This window comes from Pseudomonas sp. Irchel 3A18 (assembly GCF_900187465.1).
GTDB classification, from domain to species: domain Bacteria; phylum Pseudomonadota; class Gammaproteobacteria; order Pseudomonadales; family Pseudomonadaceae; genus Aquipseudomonas; species Aquipseudomonas cichorii.
Genome location: NZ_FYDI01000012.1, coordinates 46,753 through 68,383 on the forward strand (window position 1 = coordinate 46,753; position 21,631 = coordinate 68,383).

The following is a 21,631-nucleotide window of genomic DNA, read 5'->3' on the forward strand; positions in this document are numbered from 1 at the left end:
CAAAGTGTAGGTCTTCGGGCATGCCTGTGGCGAATGCCTTGTTGCGCACCACTGCCGTGCTCGATAGCATCACAAATCGCTTTCAGGTGCCCCGCCCCCGACAATGTCATCGCCTCCAGCCTCGCCAAGGAATGCAGCGCCGCCCGCGCCACTGGATACCCGCATCGGGATCGAGACCCCGGAAGGCATCGATCTGGTCATGCGTCCGGCCGGCCTTATGCCCCGCGCATTGGCCTTCGGGATCGACCTGAGCATCCGCGTGCTGGTTATCGGCGCACTCCTCCTGTTTTTTCAGCTGTTCGACAAGCTCGGCACAGGCCTGAGCTCCATCGCCATCTTTCTGGTGACCTGGTGGTACATGGTGCTGTTCGAAGTCCTGAACCAGGGCTGCACGCCGGGCAAGCACATCATGGGGCTGCGGGTGGTTCATGACGACGGCACGCCCATCGGCTGGGGATCGTCGCTGATCCGCAACCTGCTGCGCGTGGTCGACATGCTGCCCTTTGGCTACAGCGTCGGAGCCATCAGTTGCCTGAGTCATCCCCAGTTCAAGCGCCTGGGCGATCTGGCAGCGGGAACCTGCGTGATCTATCGCGATGTACCGGTCCAGCGACCGGTCCTGCCGCAGGCCGATCCGGTCATCGCGCCCTTTACCCTGACGCTGGACGAACAGCGTGCCGTGCTGGGTCTGGCAGAACGCCAGGGCGAACTCTCCGCCGCCCGCACCGCTGAACTGGCCAGTATTCTCGCCGAGCCCTTGCACGTCGCTCCCGACCAAGCGGTTGACCACATCAATGGCCTGGCCCGCGGCCTGCTGGGGCCGACATGAAGCAGAGCCAGTTTGAAGCACGACACCAGCCACACTGGCTGCTCTTCGGCCAGCGACTGGATGCACTCGAGCGTGGCAAACACGATCCCGAAACCGGCGAGAACTTTGCCAGCGATTACCGGCGAATCTGCCACCATCTGGCGCTGGCCAGGGAGCGTGGCTACAGCAGCCACCTGATCGACCCGTTGCAGCAATTGGCAATGCGTGGCCATCAACAACTCTATCGCCATCGCAGCAGCCTCGCCGCGCAGTTCCTGAGTTTCATCCTCGCCGGGTTCCCGCGTCTGGTGCGCGAGCAATGGCATTTCGTGCTGGTCGCCAGCCTGCTGTTCTTCGCCAGCCTGATCGGCATGGGCGTGCTGGTGTATTTCTTTCCGGACCTGATCTACAGCATCGTCAGCCCGGCGCAGGTCAGCGACATGGAAAGCATGTACGACCCCGCCGCCCGGCGTATCGGGCAGGCACTGGAGCGAGAGTCCAGCTCGGACTGGATGATGTTCGGCTACTACATCATGAACAACATCGGCATCGCGTTTCAGACCTACGCCAGCGGGTTGCTGTTCGGCCTGGGCAGCCTGTTCTTCCTACTGTTCAACGGCCTGATGATCGGTGCTGTCGCCGGGCACCTGACACAGATCGGCTTTGGTCAGACATTCTGGTCATTCGTGGTCGGTCACGGAGCCTTTGAACTGACGGCGATTGCCCTGGCGGGCGCGGCAGGGCTGAAACTGGGTTGGGCCTTACTGGCGCCGGGTCGCCTGACGCGCGCCGAAGCCTTGCGTCAGGCCGCCAGAGTCAGTGTGCAACTGATCGGCGGTGTCATTCTGTTCCTGTTGATTGCAGCCTTTATAGAAGCCTACTGGTCATCCATGACCTGGCCCACGCCGCTGATCAAATACCTGGTGGGCGCTGCGCTCTGGACCCTGGTGATTGCCTATCTGACTCTGGCAGGACGGACAGCCCATGCGCCTGACTGACGCCAGCGTCACCATACGCCCGCGCAATCCCTGGGAAGCCATGGACCTGGGCGTGTTGCTGGCTCGCGAGCACCGAGGCCTGCTGATGAGCAGTTGGGCCATCGTCACCCTGCCATTCTTCGCGCTGCTGACCCTGTTGCTGTGGGATTACCCTTCGCTGGTGTTCTTTGTGTTCTGGTGGCTCAAACCGGTTTATGAACGCCTGCCGCTGCTGATTCTTTCAAAGGCATTGTTCGGCCCGGCGCCCACACTCAAGCAGGCGCTCCAGGGCTGGCCTGCGACCCTCAGGAACGAGTTGCTCCCCTGCCTGGTTTCGCGGCGCCTGAGCCCGAGCCGCAGTTTCCTGCTGCCGGTGCAACAACTGGAAAACCTGTCAGGTATCGAACGAAGCCAGCGCATCGCCCTGCTCAGCCAGAAAGACATGCGCGCCGCCCGCTGCCTGACCATCCTCGGCAGCCATCTGGAATTTGCGCTGTGGTTCGGCCTGATCCTGCTGTTCTATGCCTTCATTCCCCAACAGATCGAACTCGACTGGCGCTGGTACAGCATGCTCAATGCCAACGGCAGCTGGAACTGGCTGGAACACCTGAGCAATGCGCTGTATGCCTTGATGCTGGTGTTCTGGGGGCCGATCTACGTTTCCTGCGGATTCACCCTGTACCTCAATCGCCGCACCACACTGGAAGCCTGGGATATCGAACTGGTCTTCAGGCGCCTGCGCCAACGCCTGACCGGCAGCGCCTATGTGGTGCTGATCGCTGCCGGCCTGGCCCTGTCAGCCTTGCCAACATCGAGCTGGGCAGACGAACCCCAGAGCTACAGTTGCCCGCTCCCGGAGCCGGAACAAGACAGCAACGCCCAACCCTCCGCCGCCCCCGATACGCCACGCCTGACGCTTCAGGACCTGACCAGCGAAGAAGCCAGAAAAGACATCCGGGCCCTGTTGCAACAGCCGCCGTTCAAGAACCCCAAGACCGTCACCGGCTGGCGTTTCCCGGAGCACAAAGATCCGGCTGCCCAGGCAAAAGCAGGCAACGAGACCACCCTGCTCAAATGGCTGAACGGCTTGCTGAGATCGGCCGGCGTCATCGCCAACGTATTGGAAACCGTGCTCTGGGCAACCGCCATCGCCCTGACCGGCTGGCTGATCTGGCGTTATCGCCTGTGGTTCAAGACCTTCGTCAGCCGTGGCAGCAGCAAACGCAAAACCCTGCGCGACAAACCCGAGCAACTGTTCGGCCTGTCCATCACGGCCCAAAGCCTGCCTGACGACATCGCCGCCCACGCGCAGCGACTCTGGGCCAGCCAACCACGAGAAGCCTTGAGCCTGCTGTATCGCGGCCTGCTCAACCGCTTGCTGAGCGACTATCACCTGCCCCTCAAGAATGCCGACACCGAAGGCCAGGTGCTGGAGCAGGTCGCAAAACTCAACCAGCCACTGTTGAGCGAGTTCAGCCGCAGCCTGACCACCCATTGGCAAAACCTCGCCTACGGCCATCGCCTGCCACCTGCACATCTGCAACAGGAACTCTGCGACGGCTGGCGCCGACTGTTCGATGCCGGGGCAAAACGATGAACCGGCGCAAGCAGATACTGATCGGCCTGCTGGTGCTCGTGGCGCTGATGCTGGGCGGTGTCTATGCCTACAAGCATCTTGAGCCCTATGAGGAAGTCATCGATCAGGGGCCTTCGCCGGAGGTCGCGGCCAATCCGTATCTGGCGGCCGAGCACTTCCTGCGCCAGCGCTCACCTCTGGTCAACACCACCCGCAACCTGCTTGAGTTGCCCGATGTCAGCCAGCAGCCACAGACGCTCTTGCTGCTCGACAGTCGCGAAAACATGACGCCTGCCCAGGTCGAACGGCTGCTGGACTGGGCTAGATCCGGCGGTCACCTGCTATTTGTCGCCGAACAGATATGGGATGAGAAAAAGAACCGCAGCGGCGACCTGCTGCTGGACCGGGTCGAGATCCGCCAGTACTTCACACGGGACATCAAGCTGCAGGATCGCGAAGAGGAACGACTGGAAAACGATGCGCTCCCCAAACCGTCTATTCCACTGATCGCGCCCCGAACCAGCAAACCGTCCATGCGCTGGCCGGAACTGACGCGCCTGTATCTGGAAAACGAAAAAGAACCGGCCTACATGAGCTTCAACCCGGCCTTCCACCTGGAAGACCCGCAGGATCATGCCCAGTCCTGGGCCAACAGCGCCGATGCCACGCACATGATGCAAATGGTCTACGGCAAGGGGCTGATCACCGTGGTCACGGATTCAGATCTGTGGAAAAACCGCGCCATCACCCGATACGACAACGCCTGGCTGCTGTGGTACCTCACTCAGGACAGCGCGGTGACCATGGTCCTGGAAACCGGCCATGACAATCTGGCGAGCCTGTTGCTGCGCAACTTCCCGCTGGCGCTGGTGACACTTGCGCTGCTGCTCGGCCTGACGCTCTGGCATGCAGGCCTGCGCGAAGGCCCGTTGCAAGCGCCCGCGGCACGAGGTCGGCGTCAACTGGCCGAACACCTGCGTGCCAGTGCCGACTTTGTACGCCGACGCAGCGGCCATCAGGCCCTGATCAAAAGCCTGCAAACAGACATCCTGCGCCGCGCCCGCCAACGTCATCCCGGCTTTGAACGACTGGGCGTGACCGACCAATGGCAAGTCCTGGCGCGCCTGACCCGCCAACCCACCAGCGCCATCAGCGACGCCCTGCGGCCAAGGCCCAGCCAGCGGATGTCCAGTGCCGAATTCACCCGGCAGGTTGCACACCTCCAGAGTCTCAGGAATGCCTTGTGAGCACCCCGGCAGCGAACGAGTCGAATTGACCTCCCACGCCAAAAAAGAGTCTTTTTGACAAAGTCATAAAGACTCCAACCCCGCCTTTAAGGCCAGTTTTACACGGTTTTTCTGCTGGCATAGCTGTTGCTATGTCAGTAACACCAACCGAATGACTGGAGTCCACATGCTCACCCAATCGCAGCGCGACATCATCAAGGCGACCGTTCCTCTCCTGGAAACGGGTGGCGAAGCACTGACCACACACTTCTACACCATCATGCTGGCCGGGCACCCGGAAGTCCGCCCTCTGTTCAATCAAGCCCATCAGGCAAACGGAACGCAGCCCCGGGCTCTGGCGAACGGCGTCCTGATGTATGCCAAAAATATTGATCGCCTGGAAAACCTGGGGCCGCTTGCAGGCCAGATCGTGAACAAACATGTGGCTCTGCAGATCCTTCCTGAACACTACCCGATCGTCGGTGCCTGTCTGTTACGTGCCATCCGGGAAGTGCTGGGTGAAGAAATCGCCACTGATGAGGTGATTGCCGCATGGGCGGCTGCCTATCAGCAACTGGCTGATATCCTGATCGACGCCGAAGAGGGAATGTACAAAAGCATCGCTTCGGCTCCTGGCGGCTGGCGAGGGGGCCGACCGTTCAAGGTGTCCGCCAGGATTCCTGAAAGCTGCGAGATCACATCGTTCTACCTTGAACCGGTCGACGGCAAGCCTGTTGTGGCGCACAAGGCAGGCCAATACATCGGGGTTCGCCTGAACGTGAACGGGACGGAAGTTCGCAGGAACTACTCGCTCTCGGCACCTGCCACCGGTTCCGGTCTGCGCATCAGCGTCAAACGCGAACCCGGCGGCGTTGCGTCCAACTACCTGCATGATCAGGTTACTGTCGGTGCAGTACTGGAGCTGTTTCCGCCTGCGGGTAATTTCACTCTGGCTGAAGGCACCAGACCCCTGGTACTGATCAGCGGCGGCGTCGGGATCACTCCGACCCTCGCCATGGCTGAAACGGCGCTGAACGCCGGTAACCGGCAGGTCGTGTTTCTCCACTACGCGCGTAATGCCAGAGCGCAGGCGTTCCAGAAGGTGCTGGAGGGCTGGCAGGAACGCTTCCCGCTTTTCAAGGCCAATGTGGTCCACAACGAACTGGACACCGGGATAGAAAAACGCCCGAGCGCCGTGGGCATGCCTTCGATCGAACACTTACAGGAATGGCTGCCCGCCGACAGGGATCTGGATGTGTATTTCCTGGGGCCAAAACCTTTCATGGCCTTCATGAAACGGTCTCTTCAGGAGCTGGGAGTGCCACAAGACCAGATGCACTACGAATTCTTCGGCCCTGCTGAAGCATTGGTCTAGGCACCCGCAAGACGGCGCACGGAATACTTCTGCCGTGCGCCATTAACCGAAACGCAACAAAACCTCTGACGAACACTCAACATCGGGAGCTATCATGGGATTGCAGTTGCGAAGGTCAGTCGTCACTTACCCTCTCCAACCATAGAAAACTGAAAGGTCAGATAAGGTAAGCAGCTGATTTATGGACGATAAAACACATGTAACAGTCAGTAAGACTGCGGAACCCATGAGCGATCAACCGACCGACCAGCCCCACAACCTCGACAGCCTCCCGCCCACCGAAGCCTCGGTCAGCGCCGAACCTGCGCCCAGCAATCAGGCGCAGCAACGCCAGCGTGCCAGCCATCTGGCACAGGCGCTGCGCAACGAGCTGCAAAAGGCCGTGATCGGCCAGAATGCGGTGATCGACGATGTGTTGACCGCTTTGATTGGTGGCGGGCATGTGTTGCTTGAAGGTGTTCCGGGGCTGGGCAAAACCTTGCTGGTCCGCGCCCTGGCCCGCTGCTTCGGTGGTGAGTTCGCGCGTATTCAGTTCACACCCGACCTGATGCCCAGCGATGTCACCGGCCATGCGGTGTATGACATGCAGACCGAGCAGTTCAAGCTGCGCAAGGGACCGCTGTTCACCAATCTGCTGCTGGCCGACGAGATCAACCGTGCTCCGGCCAAGACCCAGGCCGCGCTGCTTGAAGCCATGCAGGAGCGGCAAGTCACCCTTGAAGGCCGTGCGCTGCCGATTGCCCAGCCTTTCATGGTGCTGGCCACGCAAAACCCCATCGAGCAGGAAGGCACTTATCCTCTGCCGGAAGCCGAACTGGATCGCTTCATGCTCAAGCTGCGCATGGATTACCCGGACACTCAGGAAGAGCTGGCCATGGTGCGGCAAGTGACTCGCTCGCCTCGGGCCGACATCCTCGAAGTGCAACCGTTACGGGTCATCCTGCAGGCTCGTGAGGTTCAGGCGCTGCAACGTATCGCCAGCGAGTTGCCCATGGACGAACAGGTGCTGGATTACGCCGTGCGTCTGGCGCGCAGCACCCGGACCTGGCCAGGCCTGAGCCTCGGTGCCGGGCCACGCGCTTCCATCGCCCTGGTTCGTGGTGGCCGGGCACGTGCGCTGTTGCGCGGTGGCGAATTCGTCATACCGGACGATATCAAGGGCTGCGCACTGGCGGTGTTGCGCCATCGGGTAAGGCTTTCGGCCGAGCTGGACATCGAAGGGCTTTCGGTGGATCAGGTGCTCAAACAATTGCTCGATCAGGTTCCGGCACCACGCCTATGAAACAGGCATTCAGGCCATCGACACGATTGCTGTGCTGGTTTGGCGGATTGGCGGGGGTTGCCTTGCTGCATGGCAGCCTCAAGGCGCTGGGTGTCGATCTGCCTCAACAGATCACCACCCTCTTCTGGGCCGCATTACTGAGCCTGATCGGCACGAGCCTGTTCGACCTCGTGCGCCTTGCGCGCCTGCCGTCACCCAGCGTGCAGCGCCAGTTGCCGGGCAGCCTGGCACTGGGACGCTGGAGCGAAGTGCGGCTGGATATCGAGCATTCATCTGTGAACACCCTGGCCCTGCAGGTGTTCGATCACATTCCCGACGGCCTGGAATTTGAAAACATGCCGCTGTCGGTCACCCTGGCCAGCGGCGAAAAAGTCCAGGCGGGTTATCGCCTTCGTCCTGTGAAGCGCGGGCAATTCGTCTTTGAACACTGTGAAGTCAGCCTGCCCAGCCGATTGGGCCTGTGGTCGGCACGCCGCTACCTGCCAGTGTCTGGCAGCACCCGCGTATACCCGGATTTCGCCAGGCTGTATGGCGGGCAGTTGCTGGCTGTGGATAACTGGCTCAGCCAGATCGGCGTGCATCAACGTCAGCGCCGTGGACTGGGGCTGGAATTCAATCAATTGCGTGAGTTTCGCGAAGGCGACAGCCTGCGGCAGATCGACTGGAAAGCCACTGCCCGGCAACGCACGCCGATTGCCCGGGAATATCAGGACGAGCGCGACCAGCAGATCATCCTCATGCTCGACTGCGGCCGACGCATGCGCAGCCAGGATGGCGACCTCTCGCATTTCGATCACAGCCTCAACGCCTGTCTGTTACTCAGCTACGTCGCCTTGCGCCAGGGTGACGCCGTGGGGCTGACGACCTTTGCCGGCGATCAGCATCGCTATCTGGCGCCCGTCAAAGGGCAGAGCCATTTGAACCTGCTGCTCAACACGGTTTATGACCTGCAAAGCACTCAACATGCAGCCGACTACAGCGCGGCAGTGCGCCAGGTGCTGGCACGGCAGAAACGCCGGGCTCTGGTGATTCTGGTGACCAATCTGCGCGATGAAGACGATGAGGAATTACCGGCAGCCGTGAAACAGCTCAGCCGTCATCATCGAGTATTAGTGGCCAGTCTGCGGGAGGAGGTACTGGATAGCCTGCGTCAATCGTCGGTACAGACCTACGACCAGGCACTGGCTTATTGCGGGACAATCGACTTCAGCAATGCAAGGGCCGGTCTTCATGAACGTCTGGCAGCCCAGGGCATACCGGTCATGGATGTACGCCCAGCGGAACTGGGCGCACAACTGGTCACTCGCTACTTGAGCTGGAAGAAAGCCGGAACACTGTAAATTTCCTGCGTCAGGCTGAAGCTTCTACAAGGTAGAAACAGAAATATTGGCGCAGTGCATCGGCAAGGTCACGATAGCCCTCAGGCACCGTATTCAGTGTAAAACCCGAGTTGTAATTTCCAGGTGTTTCATCTTCGTTGCACCACAGACAAGTGGCTTTTACGTCGACTACTTTTTGCCCTTCTGCGTTAACAGGCATCTTCATGCGCAAATCGAATATGGCGCCGACCAGCAGGGGTAAATCACTGATGAGCATCAATCCCTCTTCGGAGACATTGCCCAGCCAACCCATTGATCTACCTGTGTGACGATTCGATACTTGAAGATAATCTTGCAGTTGGTGACGTTCAATCCTTCGATTCCTTAGCATCTCAGCCGCCTTCTGAACCATTGGGCGTGATCCTGCACGCAAACAATTCAAATTCCATGGGGCTACGACCCACTCATGCCACATGGAAAGCCCTTGAAACAGGTTTAGCTCTGTACATTTCATTCCCTTGACACAGAGCCTAGCCGAGATTTTTCTAACATCCACCCGAAAACGCTACTTTTCCCCCAATTGGGTGTAATCATTTTGAAGCAGGGAAAGGCTTGGCAGGCTGTCCGGCGAGGTTGTGACCCAGCTGGGCCAAGGTATCGAGACGTGCGCGTGCGCGGTATGCATATTCACTCGATGGATATTTGGCAATCAGGAACTGATAGGTCTGCACCGCATCGACATACAGCTTCTGGCGCTCCAGGCATTGCCCGCGCAGCATCGACACCTCGGGCCACACATAAGAGCGCTCGCGGCTCTGACGCTCGACCTTGGACAAAGACAGCATCACACTGTCGCAATCGCCGCGTTCATAAGCGTGATAAGCCTCGTTGAGGTTGGCGTTCATCGCCCAACGGGTACAGCCGCTGACAGCAACCAGTAATACAAGAATCGTTAGAATGCGCATGAGAGTCTCCTGTTCTGTGCCTTGATATCGGCCTGCTGCCCCTTTTCTTCAGGGCAGATTCAATACCGATCATCAGCCGATTGCCCTGTCGATTCCCGAAGAGGTAGTGCAAAGGAACAATGACTACAGCCCCGGACAGGAGTAGCCTCTCGCTGCGCTTCAATTAAGGAGTTTGTGCATGACCGTTCGCCGCACCAAAATCGTTGCCACACTTGGCCCTGCCAGTAATTCGCCAGAAGTCATCGAACAACTCATTCTCTCGGGACTGGACGTTGCTCGCCTGAACTTCTCCCACGGCACCCCGGATGAGCACAAGGCACGCGCCAGGCTGATCCGTGAAATCGCCGCCAGACACGGGCGTTTCGTTGCCCTGCTGGGTGACCTGCAAGGTCCGAAAATCCGCATTGCCAAGTTCACCAACAAACGAATAGAGCTTAAGGTCGGTGACAAGTTCACCTTCTCCACCGCTCATCCATTGACCGACGGCAATCAGGAAATCGTGGGCATCGATTACCCCGATCTGGTCAAGGACTGCGGCGTGGGCGACGAGCTGCTGCTCGACGACGGTCGCGTGGTCATGCGCGTCGATACACAAACCGCTGAAGAACTGCATTGCACCGTGTTGATCGGTGGCCCGCTCTCGGACCACAAAGGCATCAACCGTCGCGGTGGTGGCCTCACGGCACCGGCGCTGACCGAAAAAGACAAGCAGGACATCAAGCTGGCTGCAGAAATGGAGCTGGACTACCTGGCCGTTTCCTTCCCGCGCGATGCTGCAGACATGGAATACGCTCGCAAGCTGCGTGACGAAGCCGGCGGCACTGCCTGGCTGGTCGCCAAAATCGAGCGCGCTGAAGCCGTTGCCAACGACGAAGTGCTCGACGAACTGATCCGCGCCAGCGATGCCGTGATGGTTGCCCGTGGCGACCTGGGCGTTGAAATCGGTGACGCAGAGCTGGTTGGCGTCCAGAAGCGCATCATTCTGCACGCACGTCGCCACAACAAGGCGGTGATCGTTGCCACGCAGATGATGGAATCGATGATTTCCAGCCCGATGCCGACCCGTGCCGAAGTGTCCGACGTGGCCAACGCCGTGCTCGACTACACCGACGCCGTGATGCTCTCGGCTGAAAGTGCCGCCGGTTCCTACCCGATCGAAGCTGTTCAGGCCATGGCACGTATCTGCCTGGGCGCTGAAAAGCACCCGACCGGCAAGACCTCCAGCCACCGCATCGGTCACTCGTTCACCCGTTGTGACGAAAGCATCGCGCTGGCCGCCATGTACACCGCCAACCACTTCCCGGGCGTCAAGGCGATCATTGCCCTGACCGAAAGTGGCTACACCCCGCTGATCATGTCGCGCATCCGTTCTTCGGTGCCGATCTATGCGTTCTCCCCGCACCGCGAAACCCAGGCGCGTGCCGCCATGTTCCGTGGCGTCTACACCGTGCCGTTCGACCCGGCGAACCTTCCGCCAGGTCAGGTCAGCCAGTCCGCCGTGGACGAGCTGCTCAAGCGCGGCCTCGTCGAGCAAGGCGACTGGGTCATCCTCACCAAGGGTGACAGCTACCACACCATCGGTGGCACCAACGGCATGAAGATCCTGCACGTTGGCGACCCGTTGGTCTAAAGCCAGACCTGCAAGACCCAAAAGCCCCGGCTCGAAAGAGTCGGGGCTTTTTTATTGCTCGTCTATCCGCCCCTCCGGCTGTCATTTATGTCAGTAGACATCTGCTTCGCGTTTCGATTACTTACCCGCTTGATCACTTGGCCAGCGCGGCGGGCGATCAGCGCTATCAAGGAGCTTTTTGCAGCTTTCAAGGAGAAAACAATGAATACAACTCATCAACAAAGCGCACCAGGTGATCTGGACCCGGATTTCGGTGACGGGGGGATAGTGGAGCTGAAGTTCAGGGATGGCACGACCCTGGCTGCCTCGGGTCTGACGCTCGACCCAGACGGCAGGATTTATGTCGCCGGCCCCGCCTCTGAACAACGGTACGGACTGGCCAGACTCAATCAGAACGGTCGTCCGGACGAGACGTTCGGGACATCCGGCATCGTTACCGGCAAGTTTGATACCTATACCTCCTGGGGTATGGCAGTGCAGATAATGCCTGACGGGAGACTTCTCCTGCGGGGAGAGGTTGACATCAATAATGTGGATTACCCGGCACTAGCCTGCTTCAACGTCGACGGAGTTCTGGACACGAGCTTCGGCACGAACGGCTGGGTCATCCTCAGACCCCCATTCTTTGCAGGGGGAATATCGCGACGTGTGCATGAACGTCCGTATCCATCGCCCGTAGCAATCGGCCGTATCCATCAGGGTACGATTTGCCGAATTCACACCAGCGGAAAAATCCTGGTCAGCGCGTATATCGGACAGGAAGCCGCCATTGTCCGACTGAACAATGATGGTTCTCTGGATACAAGCTTTGGCGGCACCGGTTACATCATTCCGGAGGCACAGAAGTACGGCATGTGGCTCGGAACCATTCATGACCTGTCGAGCAAACTGATAGCGGCCGGCTCGATACAAACCAACCTGGAAGAGGTCGGTTATCCTTTTCTGATTCGCTATAACGCTGACGCAAGCATCGACAAGAATTTCGGCACGGGCGGCAGAGTGACGTTAGAAAACGAGCCCGGACAGTTCAGCCAACTGGCGTTAACCGACCAGGGAAAAATGGTTTGCATCGGATATACCCTGGATACGGACAAAGCGATGTTGGTAGGCATGACCCAGGATGGCAGCCCGGACTTGGCATTCAACAACGGCGATCCGGTTTTCACTGTGGCGGATACAGGTTGCGCCTGGCTGGACGGAGCCCTTGTCCTTGGAGGCCAACAGATTGTCGTCACTGGCTTTACCTTTGGTGCGCATGGGACAACGCTCGTCGGTCGCTTCGAAAGCGATGGACGTCCCGATCTGTCATTCGGTATCGCCGGGCTGGTGACTCTTGATCTTGGCGAGCACACGCTTTCAGGAGCACTTGCCCCACAAGCTGACCGGAAAATTATTGTCGGCGGGCATGTTCTGAGGTCGCTTGGGAATTTTGGGTATGTCGCCAGGCTGATCGGGTGATTTTTATTGCCGCCTGGGGAGCCCCTGGCATCAGCCGGAATCACGCCCGTGTCAGAAACACATCCGCGAAGAGCTGATTGCGCGGCAAGCCCGAGAGATAAAGACGTTTGGCGAACGTTTCGACACTTACCGGGCTGCCGCAGACCAGTGCCGTGGCTCTGCGTGACAGCAGCCGGAGTTCGTCCAGAGCAATCGCCAACTGGTCAGACTTGATAAGCCGCACCTGCAGTTCGGGATGTCCGGCGGACAGTGCATGAAGCTCGCGGGCCAGATAATGTTCGTCATCCTCATGAGCCAGATGCAGAAGATGGATCTGGCCTTGATGTTCCTGCCGCAGGGCGTCGCGCAATACCCCCCAGAGCGGCCCCAGTCCGGTGCCGGCCGCCAGCAGCAAGAGCGGCCGCTCCTGCCACTCCGGATCGTAGCGCAACGCCCCGCCGCGCAACTCGCCAAGGCGGACAGGATCGCCAACCTGCAATTGCCGCGCAACATCGCTGAACGCACCGGGACGGCGACAATCGAGATGAAACTCCAGAAACGGATCTTCGCCCGGCAGACTGGCGAGGGAATACGGCCGCGCCACGCCGCTGTCGGTCCACAGCACCAGATGTTGCCCGGCCTGATAACGCAACGGCTTCTCCGGTGCCAGGCGCAAACGCAGCACGCCGGGGCTTAGCCAGTCGCAGCCAGACACTTTTGCCGGCAGGCCATCACGCGCCGCATCGAAGACCTCAATGCCGAGATCTTCGACTACCTGACATTGGCACGCCAGACGCCAGCCCTCGCGGCGCTTGTCGGGTGCCAATGCATCGGGCTGCGAATCGTTCGGCTCGCCCTTCACGCAACGAACCAGACACGCATGACAACTGCCCGCCCGGCAACTGTAAGGGACGGCCAGGCCCGCGTGATTCAGCGCGTCCAGCAGATTGCTGCCCGCCGCTACCGACCAATGACGGTCGCCGGCATGTAATTCAGGCATCGAAAAGTTCCAGGCCCTGCGCAGAAAATATTCGCGATTGTACAGGTTGACCGATTGGGCGGGTTATACTGCCGCGCCTTTTTGCGCCCGCTACGGCTAACCTGACAACTCTGGCTCCTGCCGCTGCGCCAGATGTCCGCCGATAGCGTAATTGAATGTTCCCGTCCTTACAGAGGAGCGCGCCGCATGACCGTGATCAAGCAAGACGACCTGATTCAGAGCGTTGCAGACGCACTGCAATTCATTTCCTATTACCACCCCGTTGATTTCATCCAGGCCATGCATGAGGCCTATCTGCGTGAAGAGTCCCCTGCTGCCCGCGATTCCATGGCTCAGATCCTGATCAACTCGCGCATGTGTGCAACCGGCCATCGTCCGATCTGCCAGGACACCGGCATCGTCACCGTATTCGTGCGTGTCGGCATGGACGTACGCTGGGATGGCGCCACCATGAGCCTGGATGACATGATCAACGAAGGCGTGCGTCGCGCCTACAACCTGCCTGAAAACGTCCTGCGCGCTTCGATCCTGGCCGACCCGGCTGGCGCTCGTAAAAACACCAAGGACAACACCCCGGCGGTCATCCACTACTCCATCGTGCCGGGTAACACCGTCGAAGTGGACGTCGCGGCCAAAGGCGGCGGCTCGGAAAACAAATCGAAGATGGCGATGCTCAACCCGTCCGACTCGATCGTCGACTGGGTATTGAAAACCGTTCCGACCATGGGCGCGGGCTGGTGCCCACCGGGCATGCTGGGCATCGGTATCGGCGGCACAGCCGAGAAAGCAGCGGTCATGGCCAAGGAAGTGTTGATGGAGTCCATCGACATTCACGAGCTCAAGGCCCGTGGCCCGCAGAACCGTATCGAAGAAATGCGTCTTGAGCTGTTCGAGAAGGTCAACCAGTTGGGCATCGGTGCTCAGGGCCTCGGCGGTCTGACCACCGTGCTTGACGTCAAGATCATGGACTACCCGACCCACGCCGCTTCGCTGCCGGTGTGCATGATCCCGAACTGTGCGGCCACCCGTCACGCGCACTTCATTCTGGACGGCTCCGGCCCGGCTTCCCTGGAAGCGCCGCCGCTGGACGCCTACCCGGAAATCGTCTGGGAAGCTGGCCCGTCGGCCCGCCGCGTCAACCTCGACACCCTGACGCCGGAAGAAGTGCAAAGCTGGCAGCCGGGCGAAACCGTACTGCTCAACGGCAAGATGCTTACCGGTCGCGACGCCGCGCACAAGCGCATGGTCGAGATGCTGAACAAGGGCGAAACCCTGCCGGTCGACCTCAAGGGCCGCTTCATCTACTACGTTGGCCCGGTTGATCCGGTACGCGAAGAAGTGGTTGGCCCGGCTGGCCCGACCACCGCAACGCGCATGGACAAGTTCACTCGCCAGATCCTTGAGCAGACCGGCCTGCTGGGCATGATCGGCAAATCCGAGCGCGGCCCGACCGCTATCGACGCGATCAAGGACAACAAGGCCGTGTACCTGATGGCCGTCGGTGGCGCTGCCTACCTCGTGGCTCAGGCGATCAAGAAATCCAAGGTCCTGGCCTTTGCCGAACTGGGCATGGAAGCGATCTACGAGTTCGAGGTCAAGGACATGCCGGTCACGGTCGCCGTCGACAGCAAAGGCGAATCCGTCCACATCACCGGCCCGCAGATCTGGCAGAAAAAAATCAGCGACAGCCTGGCGGTGGAAGTGCAGTAAGTCTGGCTGACGTACTGAAGAAACCCGGCGCAATGCCGGGTTTTCTTTTTGTGTTCTTGTGCAAGACTCATGGATGAAATTGCCCCCACGATTGCAGCCTGGAGGTAATGTTTTTTCTGGACAGCAATACGCCAAGGGCGGCAACGGAGTCAGCATTTCGTCGAAGAAGACTTGCCCTGACGGCAGGGTCACTCAAGCGTTCTATCTGGATGTCCTGTTCACTGTTCACGTCCAACAGTTTCATGAGTTCGTCCTTCTTTACCAATCCATTCTGCGCAAGATCCTGGATGCGGGAAAAGAGATAGGCATTCTCCCTTCCCTCTGCCAAACGGTACGAAGACATCGCCAACTGATCAAAATGGGCGTTCAACTGCTTTCTATTCAAGCTGTTCTGGGTTTCTCTCGTTAACGTCGGGTTCAAATAGGCAAAGTCCTTGGTGTTTTCTGGCTCCAGCACATGAGTGAGTTCATGACTGACAATGAAAGCAGCCCCCAAGGCATGCGTCTTAAACCACGTGTCCGACAGGAATATTCTTTTATAAGGATCAGTAGGCGTCACATAAGCCTGCCCCATGGACCCCGTCACCACAGCAAACTGGTTATACCGTTCACCGTCCTTATAGTTCTGCACGATATGGCTCAAGGATGTGTAGTCATCTGCCAGGCTCGGCAGATGTTTCAGCGACTCAGCCCCCATGGTCACAGACACAAGCTGCTTTAAATCTTCCCCAGAAGTGGACGCCTTCAATTCAAAAATCGCGCCGCCATAGGAAAGCTGCGCAAGCTCCAGAGTCTGTTCAATCGTGGGTGAGTCAGGTGACTTCCACTGTACGATCTGTTCACGCCCCCGGGCCACAATCGACTCGTTGCGGCTTTGGGATTTTTGCTCATATTTATCCCCGATCCCCTGATAAGGCACAGGAACCAATCCGTCCTGATCGCGCTTGCAGACGGGGCTATTGTCGACCATCCGATAGCGGTTCAAACCACCTGCCGGGTCCGGGTTGAGCCAGCGTTGCAACCACGGCGCGTAATACCTGAAACCGTAGTAATACAATCCGCTGGCATCGCGCTCCTTGCCTGAATACCTCACCGTCTTGTACTTGGCCTCCACGACACTGCACGCTGCCCACCATGAAGTACCGCCAAACGGGTAGTAGCTTTCCTGGCTGATCAGGCCGCCTTGCTGATTCAGCTCCAGGGTGCTGGAGCCCAGATGATCACTCAGGTTGTAGCGGACTTGATCGTTGGCGATACCGCGCGGCTGACCTGCCTCCCAGTGCAGCACCCTCACGCTATTACGACCTGCCTGAGCAGTGATGACATGCAGCGTCTCGCCACTGGCATTAGTCCGGATTTCCAGCCCTGGCAGGTAGCGGACCTCATTTTTCAAGGTACAGCTTGAGGTGATGGTGCTGTTGATCTTGCGGCAACGCTGGCCCTGCCCGTCGTAGATATAGCGCTCCTGATCGCTGATTCTGATAGTACGAATCACGGTGGAGATTTCGTGCAGTTGATTGCGTGCATCCCACTCCAGCGTTTGCCCGCGTACCAGTTGCAGCAGATTGCCGTTGGCATCGAAGGCTTCGTTGAAATCGGCATCCACCTCACCTTCAGGCAAGCTGCGATTGCTGTCCGTGGCGACGCGCAGGGTGCGGGTGAAACCCTGCGCACCCACATGGCGCATCTGCAACAGATTACCTGCTGAGTCGTAGCTGTAACTCTGGGTGTAGCGGCTGATCCGGTTCGGGTCGGATGGCAGGTTTTGCTGAGCAGGCAAGGCCGGGCCATGGCTGGCACCGGTGTTGATCTCACGACCTGTGGCCTCAATCAGTTGATACAGCGTGTCATAGCGGTAATGGTTGATTGGCTCGGTGCGCTGGTTGTCGAAGTAACGAATCGGTTGGGCAGCATCTTCGATCTGCAGGATATTGCCGACCGGGTCGTAAGCGTAGTGGAGGTTCTGCAACGTCGGGCTGCCAGCGCGGATTTCCAGCAAACGACCTCCATGTGCATCGTAGAAAGAACGGCTGACAACGCCATTGCCCGCCGTTTCCTGCTCGACCTGATCGAAGGCGTTGTAGTGGATATCGCTGACCAGCGCCTGCGCCTGTGTGGCACCGGCCACCATCAGATCGATAGCCTTCAGTTGCCCGGCCACGCTCTGTTTGAAGGACTGCACATGGCCCATGGCATCGGTCTGCCGGAGCGTTTCGCCCACGGCATTGAACGTCCATTGTGTTTCCAGGCAGTTGCTTTCCAGCAAGGCATCACGCCCGGCTTCATCCTGCGGCCAGTCCGGCGTGTCCACGGCTTGCAGAAAATGCCGGGCTTCGATAAGTGCCGCGCCGCGCACGCCATAGTCCGGTAAATGCCGTGTGCCAGCCGTATCGTCATGGCGTATCAACTGATTGCACTGGTTATGATCGAAAACATCCGACCCTCCATAGCCAAAGCGCTCGGTCACCTGGCCCTGCTCGATGATTGCCTGCGGGCGCAGCACAGGATCGTACTCAATCTGACGCAGCGTACCGCGACCGTCCCATCCCTCAACGATCTGCCCCGCCTCACCCAATAACCCAAGCCGCCAACCGGCATCGACACTGCCGGTAAACAATGCCTGGCCACTGAGGTTGTAAATCGTACTGAGGTTGGGCAGTGCAAGACGCGGATCACGTTGGCTGACAAGCCGGCCCGCGGCGTCATAGGCTTGATAAGTCACTCGCTCATCGAGAGGCTGATCAGGTTCGCTGCGCAATAACGCAATGCTACGTATCGGGAGACCACGCGGGTCGATAACGACCAGCGTGGGGGTGTGAGCATACAGCCCCATGTTCATCCGCAAGCGTCCCTGTCTGCGACATGAAATGAGTTTAGTGCAGAGAGACTGGCCGATGTGGCCGGGCGTCGAATGGTGTCTGGCTCTTTCGCGCCGGAATATCTACAGACAGGCTATCGAGCGATCCACCACGGCCTTGGCCATTTCTGCCAGATGCAACACCGCATGGGCGTCCGGGTATGCAGAGAGGTGTTTATTCGCAAGCATCCCTGTTTGCGGTCTGAAGTGAGTCTAGCCGGAGGAAAGATATCGTTTGTAATGCCTAGGCGAGATTTCCGTTCATAACGGTTTTATTTATTATCTCTAATCGGAATATGTCCTTTAAAATCAGTAACCTACTGTTTTTGTTAGGATAAAAAAAACCACTCGCCCCCACTGTCATTTCTGTCAGATGACAAAAAACCTCTATTGAAAAAGGCTGTCGGTTATCCAGCCGGGAGCACTGACATGACCGACCAACCCTTTTCTCTATTACGGAACCTCGCCAAGGCCGAAGCATCCCCCCCAGAGCGCACTGACGGTAAAGTGGCTTTTGTCAGCGCACTGCAAGAGATGGGGATTACTTCGGTATTCGATATTGTGCGCCGCTCCAAACCCGCCTTCGTGCGGGAGCTTGCCCGGTTGAGCGACGCCAACGGTGAGCTGGCTTATGAAAACGCCCGTTGTTACGCCACCCAGATTGTTCGGCTGTATCGCAACCAACTGGTGTCATCCGGGCGTACGCAAAGCATTACCAGGCGTACCGGTGTTCGCTCGCTGGTGGATATCGGTCCCAGCTTCCCCAACCTGTTCAAGGAAAACTGGGACCTGTTTTGCAAGGTGGGCGCGATTGAAGCCAAGGACTCGCCCGCGGCGTACCTCACGTCCCTGTACAGGTTTGCCAGGGAAGAGCTGGAAGGCAGCACCCCGGAAACAAACCGTATCAGTCTCGAAGACCGTCGCCCGGACCTGAAAGATCTTTTGATCGATCAGCAAAGTACCTTCACTCCGGTGCCGACCTTGCAGATCGTCAATCAGGTATTGAGCAAGGCCATCGACACTTATGTCGATACCGTAGAAGCGGACAAGGACAAGACCATTTATCAATTGGTGGCGGAAAAGAAACACCCCTTTCTGTTCCCGTACAACTTTCACCATCAACAGATCATGCTGGGCCTTGGCGGCAAGAAACCGAGGCTGGGCGAGCTGAGTTACCGTATAAGCCTTGAGGTTCCGGCCACATCTGCCGGGACCAGCGCCTATGGAGCTCTGCAACACAACAGTTCCGTAGCGCAGGTGATGATGAGCGGGTTCAGCCCCGAGCAACAGGCACTTGTGCTGGCCCCTGCCCTGCCCCTGGAACCGCCGCCAGCCGAAACCGCAGATGACGCGCGGGATGATCAGGAAGACCTGCTGACCATCACCCGTTTTTTCAAAGCCAGTTACGGTGTCAGTTACATCCAGGGGGCGGCCAACGCTCTGGATTCGCTCAAGGTGTTCATCGAGAAAACCGGCCTGAACAGTGATGCCGTCGAAGCCGTGCTGGCTGTACACAACCATGCCCCCTATGAATCCCCCAACGTCCTGCCGGCAGGACACAGCGCCATCGAACCTCAGGCGAGCGCTGTCAAATACGGGGCCTGCTATGTCAATGGTCCGTCTGATCAGGCACCGCTGGGTTTGAGCAGAGACGACAAGGGCAATGCACGACTGATCAACACCAGCGTGGACCGCTTCGACCGCCTGCAACGCATGATCCGCCTGCAACGCTGGATGGATATTCCCTTTGCCAAACTGGATACGCTGATCATGGCCGTCATTCGCTCGGAAGGCGAAGCCAACACCGGCCAGGTATTGACTCTGAATACCTTGAGAACACTGGGTACCTATCGCTACCTGAGCAAGCACTACTCCATCGAGCCCGAGGAGTTCGCCGGTTTATTCCATCAATTGAGCGCCTATGCCAGCAACCGGCACTTGCCAATGTACGATCAGGCCTTTAACTACCCTGTCGTGTTCGACACCCCATTGGTACTGGATGGCAAGGACGTCTGGCTGACCAGTGGTGACAGCCTCAGCAACAAGACACTCGCCCAGATCTGCATGGCGCTGGGCCTGGAATACACCCGCGAAAGTCTGTGGCCCATTCTGGTCGACACCCGCAACGCCTATGCTGACGCGGACAAGCCGTTCAAACGTACCTTGTCCATGTTGTCCTCGATGTATCGCCAGACCCGGATCGCTTCGATGCTTGATATTCCAGCCCCGTCCAGCCGCGCGCTGGTCGATCTGCTGGGTGGCGAGTCTTACCGCAATCAGATAGTAAAAGGCGTGCTCAAGGCTCCCGAAACATTGAGCGACGACACCACTCCCGACATCCTCGACATCCTCATGCAATTGGAGTGGGCCGTGAGCTGGCTCAACGAAACCGGACGCGACGTGTGGACGCTCCGTCGCCAGCTGGGAATCGACCCGTCAGAATCCACACTCCCTCAATCGCTGCTCGACCAACTGGATCAACTGGGCAAGGACGCCAGTGCAACCGCACTTGCCGAGGAGCAGTTGGCCCCTTTGAACCTGCCGATCAAGGATGACGGCGGCACAGCCATCGACTGGTGGGGAACCGTGCTTTCTCCTCTCATCGAAGATCATGGGCTGGTCAAGGCCCTGCCATTAGTGCTGGATGACAACGCTTCGGCTGCCATCGACAAACTGCTCGTTGTCCAGATCGAACCACTGAAACTGGGCGCAGATGCCAAAGAAGCGGCCAGGACCAGCCTGGGCGAATTCGTGTTCAAAGGCTACGTGGTTCAGCACCGCCTGGTGGAAGGCTTGCTGCAGTCCAACGCTGGCTTGCCGCTGGATCGATGCGAAACCGTCATGCGCTGGGCGGGCACCAGTGCTGACGCTTTTCTGGGCAAGGTGCTGGATGCATCGGCGCCTGCAAGCTTCAGCCTGCCATTGGCCGCCAGCAGCCAAGAGGTGATCGACAGCCTGATGACCCTGCTGCGCTACGCCGAGGTCAATCAGGAACTGGGCCTCAGCGCCCAGGCACTGCGCACTTTTCTGGTACATCCACAATGGCTGCATGCCAGTTTCGCCGCCCCGCTACCTCTGTCACTGGCAAGCTTTCATGTTCTGGACCGCTACCGGAACTGGCGTGACAGCTCCGGACATCCGGAAGCAGCCTTGCTCAGCTACTTCGTTCTGGCGAACACCGACGCCACAGCCAGTCAGTGGGCGGCGCGTCTGGCCTCGCTCATGGATTGGAGCTCGACGGAAATAGGAGCTGCAAGCGAACTCCTGGCAAATCGCATCGGCAAATCCATGCACCAGATTGATTGGCTGAGACGCATGCACGGTATCTGCACTCTGACTGGCCTCGGTACCGCCCAGCTACTGGCTGCGACGGCCTTGACCAGCGACAGCACCACCGACGAATGGAAAAAGGTCGGCGACGCCGTCATGGGAGCCAGCCGCTGACCCTTGAATGAACGGACTTACATCA

The 21,631-nt window shown here is 58.9% G+C and carries 15 protein-coding genes; 11 read left to right on the forward strand and 4 right to left on the reverse strand.

Features of this window, described 5'->3' with window-relative positions; all coding sequences use genetic code 11:
- Window positions 1–103: 103 nt before the first annotated feature.
- From CKW23_RS20205 to CKW23_RS20235, 7 genes are all read left to right on the forward strand, one after another.
- Window positions 104–829, forward strand: coding sequence for an RDD family protein (locus tag CKW23_RS20205; RefSeq protein ID WP_025261639.1), 726 nt, complete (start codon window positions 104–106; stop codon window positions 827–829).
- On the forward strand, window positions 826–1,806 hold the full coding sequence (locus tag CKW23_RS20210) for a stage II sporulation protein M (protein ID WP_025262630.1): 981 nt from the start codon (window positions 826–828) through the stop codon (window positions 1,804–1,806). Before CKW23_RS20205 ends, CKW23_RS20210 begins: the two co-directional genes overlap by 4 nt.
- Complete coding sequence (locus CKW23_RS20215) at window positions 1,793–3,382, forward strand: DUF4129 domain-containing protein (protein ID WP_095068196.1); 1,590 nt, start codon at window positions 1,793–1,795, stop codon at window positions 3,380–3,382. Before CKW23_RS20210 ends, CKW23_RS20215 begins: the two co-directional genes overlap by 14 nt.
- On the forward strand, window positions 3,379–4,608 hold the full coding sequence (locus CKW23_RS20220; protein ID WP_095068197.1) for a DUF4350 domain-containing protein: 1,230 nt from the start codon (window positions 3,379–3,381) through the stop codon (window positions 4,606–4,608). The genes CKW23_RS20215 and CKW23_RS20220 overlap by 4 nt, the downstream gene beginning before the upstream one ends.
- A 166-nt stretch (window positions 4,609–4,774) precedes the next feature.
- Window positions 4,775–5,962: an NO-inducible flavohemoprotein gene (hmpA, locus tag CKW23_RS20225; RefSeq protein ID WP_025261642.1), complete on the forward strand. Its 1,188-nt coding sequence runs from the start codon at window positions 4,775–4,777 to the stop codon at window positions 5,960–5,962.
- A gap of 226 nt (window positions 5,963–6,188) precedes the next feature.
- Window positions 6,189–7,244: a MoxR family ATPase gene (locus CKW23_RS20230; RefSeq protein WP_025261643.1), complete on the forward strand. Its 1,056-nt coding sequence runs from the start codon at window positions 6,189–6,191 to the stop codon at window positions 7,242–7,244.
- Window positions 7,241–8,584: a DUF58 domain-containing protein gene (locus tag CKW23_RS20235; protein WP_095068198.1), complete on the forward strand. Its 1,344-nt coding sequence runs from the start codon at window positions 7,241–7,243 to the stop codon at window positions 8,582–8,584. The genes CKW23_RS20230 and CKW23_RS20235 overlap by 4 nt, the downstream gene beginning before the upstream one ends.
- 10 nt (window positions 8,585–8,594) lie before the next feature.
- On the opposite strand, the gene CKW23_RS20240 is transcribed toward CKW23_RS20235, so the two are convergent.
- Window positions 8,595–8,954: a PilZ domain-containing protein gene (locus CKW23_RS20240; RefSeq protein ID WP_025261645.1), complete on the reverse strand. Its 360-nt coding sequence runs from the start codon at window positions 8,952–8,954 to the stop codon at window positions 8,595–8,597.
- Window positions 8,955–9,153: 199 nt separating this feature from the next.
- On the reverse strand, window positions 9,154–9,528 hold the full coding sequence (locus tag CKW23_RS20245; RefSeq protein WP_025261646.1) for a tol-pal system YbgF family protein: 375 nt from the start codon (window positions 9,526–9,528) through the stop codon (window positions 9,154–9,156).
- Between the two features lie 178 nt (window positions 9,529–9,706).
- On the opposite strand from CKW23_RS20245, the gene pyk reads away from it, so the two are divergent.
- Both pyk and CKW23_RS20255 read left to right on the forward strand, forming a co-directional pair.
- Window positions 9,707–11,158, forward strand: a complete 1,452-nt coding sequence (gene pyk / locus CKW23_RS20250; protein WP_095068199.1) for a pyruvate kinase — start codon at window positions 9,707–9,709, stop codon at window positions 11,156–11,158.
- Window positions 11,159–11,245: 87 nt separating this feature from the next.
- Complete coding sequence (locus CKW23_RS20255; RefSeq protein WP_025261648.1) at window positions 11,246–12,616, forward strand: delta-60 repeat domain-containing protein; 1,371 nt, start codon at window positions 11,246–11,248, stop codon at window positions 12,614–12,616.
- Window positions 12,617–12,656: 40 nt separating this feature from the next.
- Here CKW23_RS20255 and CKW23_RS20260 read toward each other — a convergent pair whose 3' ends face one another.
- Complete coding sequence (locus CKW23_RS20260; protein ID WP_025261649.1) at window positions 12,657–13,595, reverse strand: iron-sulfur-binding ferredoxin reductase; 939 nt, start codon at window positions 13,593–13,595, stop codon at window positions 12,657–12,659.
- A 186-nt stretch (window positions 13,596–13,781) separates the two neighbouring features.
- Between CKW23_RS20260 and CKW23_RS20265 the strand changes: the two genes are divergently transcribed.
- Window positions 13,782–15,305: a fumarate hydratase gene (locus CKW23_RS20265; RefSeq protein ID WP_025261650.1), complete on the forward strand. Its 1,524-nt coding sequence runs from the start codon at window positions 13,782–13,784 to the stop codon at window positions 15,303–15,305.
- A 67-nt stretch (window positions 15,306–15,372) separates the two neighbouring features.
- Here the strand turns inward: CKW23_RS20265 and CKW23_RS20270 are convergent, their stop codons facing one another.
- The gene (locus CKW23_RS20270) at window positions 15,373–18,144 is read right to left on the reverse strand and encodes an RHS repeat domain-containing protein (RefSeq protein ID WP_095068200.1); all 2,772 of its coding nucleotides are present in this window, start codon (window positions 18,142–18,144) and stop codon (window positions 15,373–15,375) included.
- Between the two features lie 447 nt (window positions 18,145–18,591).
- On the opposite strand from CKW23_RS20270, the gene CKW23_RS20275 reads away from it, so the two are divergent.
- Window positions 18,592–21,606: a Tc toxin subunit A gene (locus tag CKW23_RS20275; RefSeq protein WP_095068201.1), complete on the forward strand. Its 3,015-nt coding sequence runs from the start codon at window positions 18,592–18,594 to the stop codon at window positions 21,604–21,606.
- Window positions 21,607–21,631: the final 25 nt, after the last annotated feature.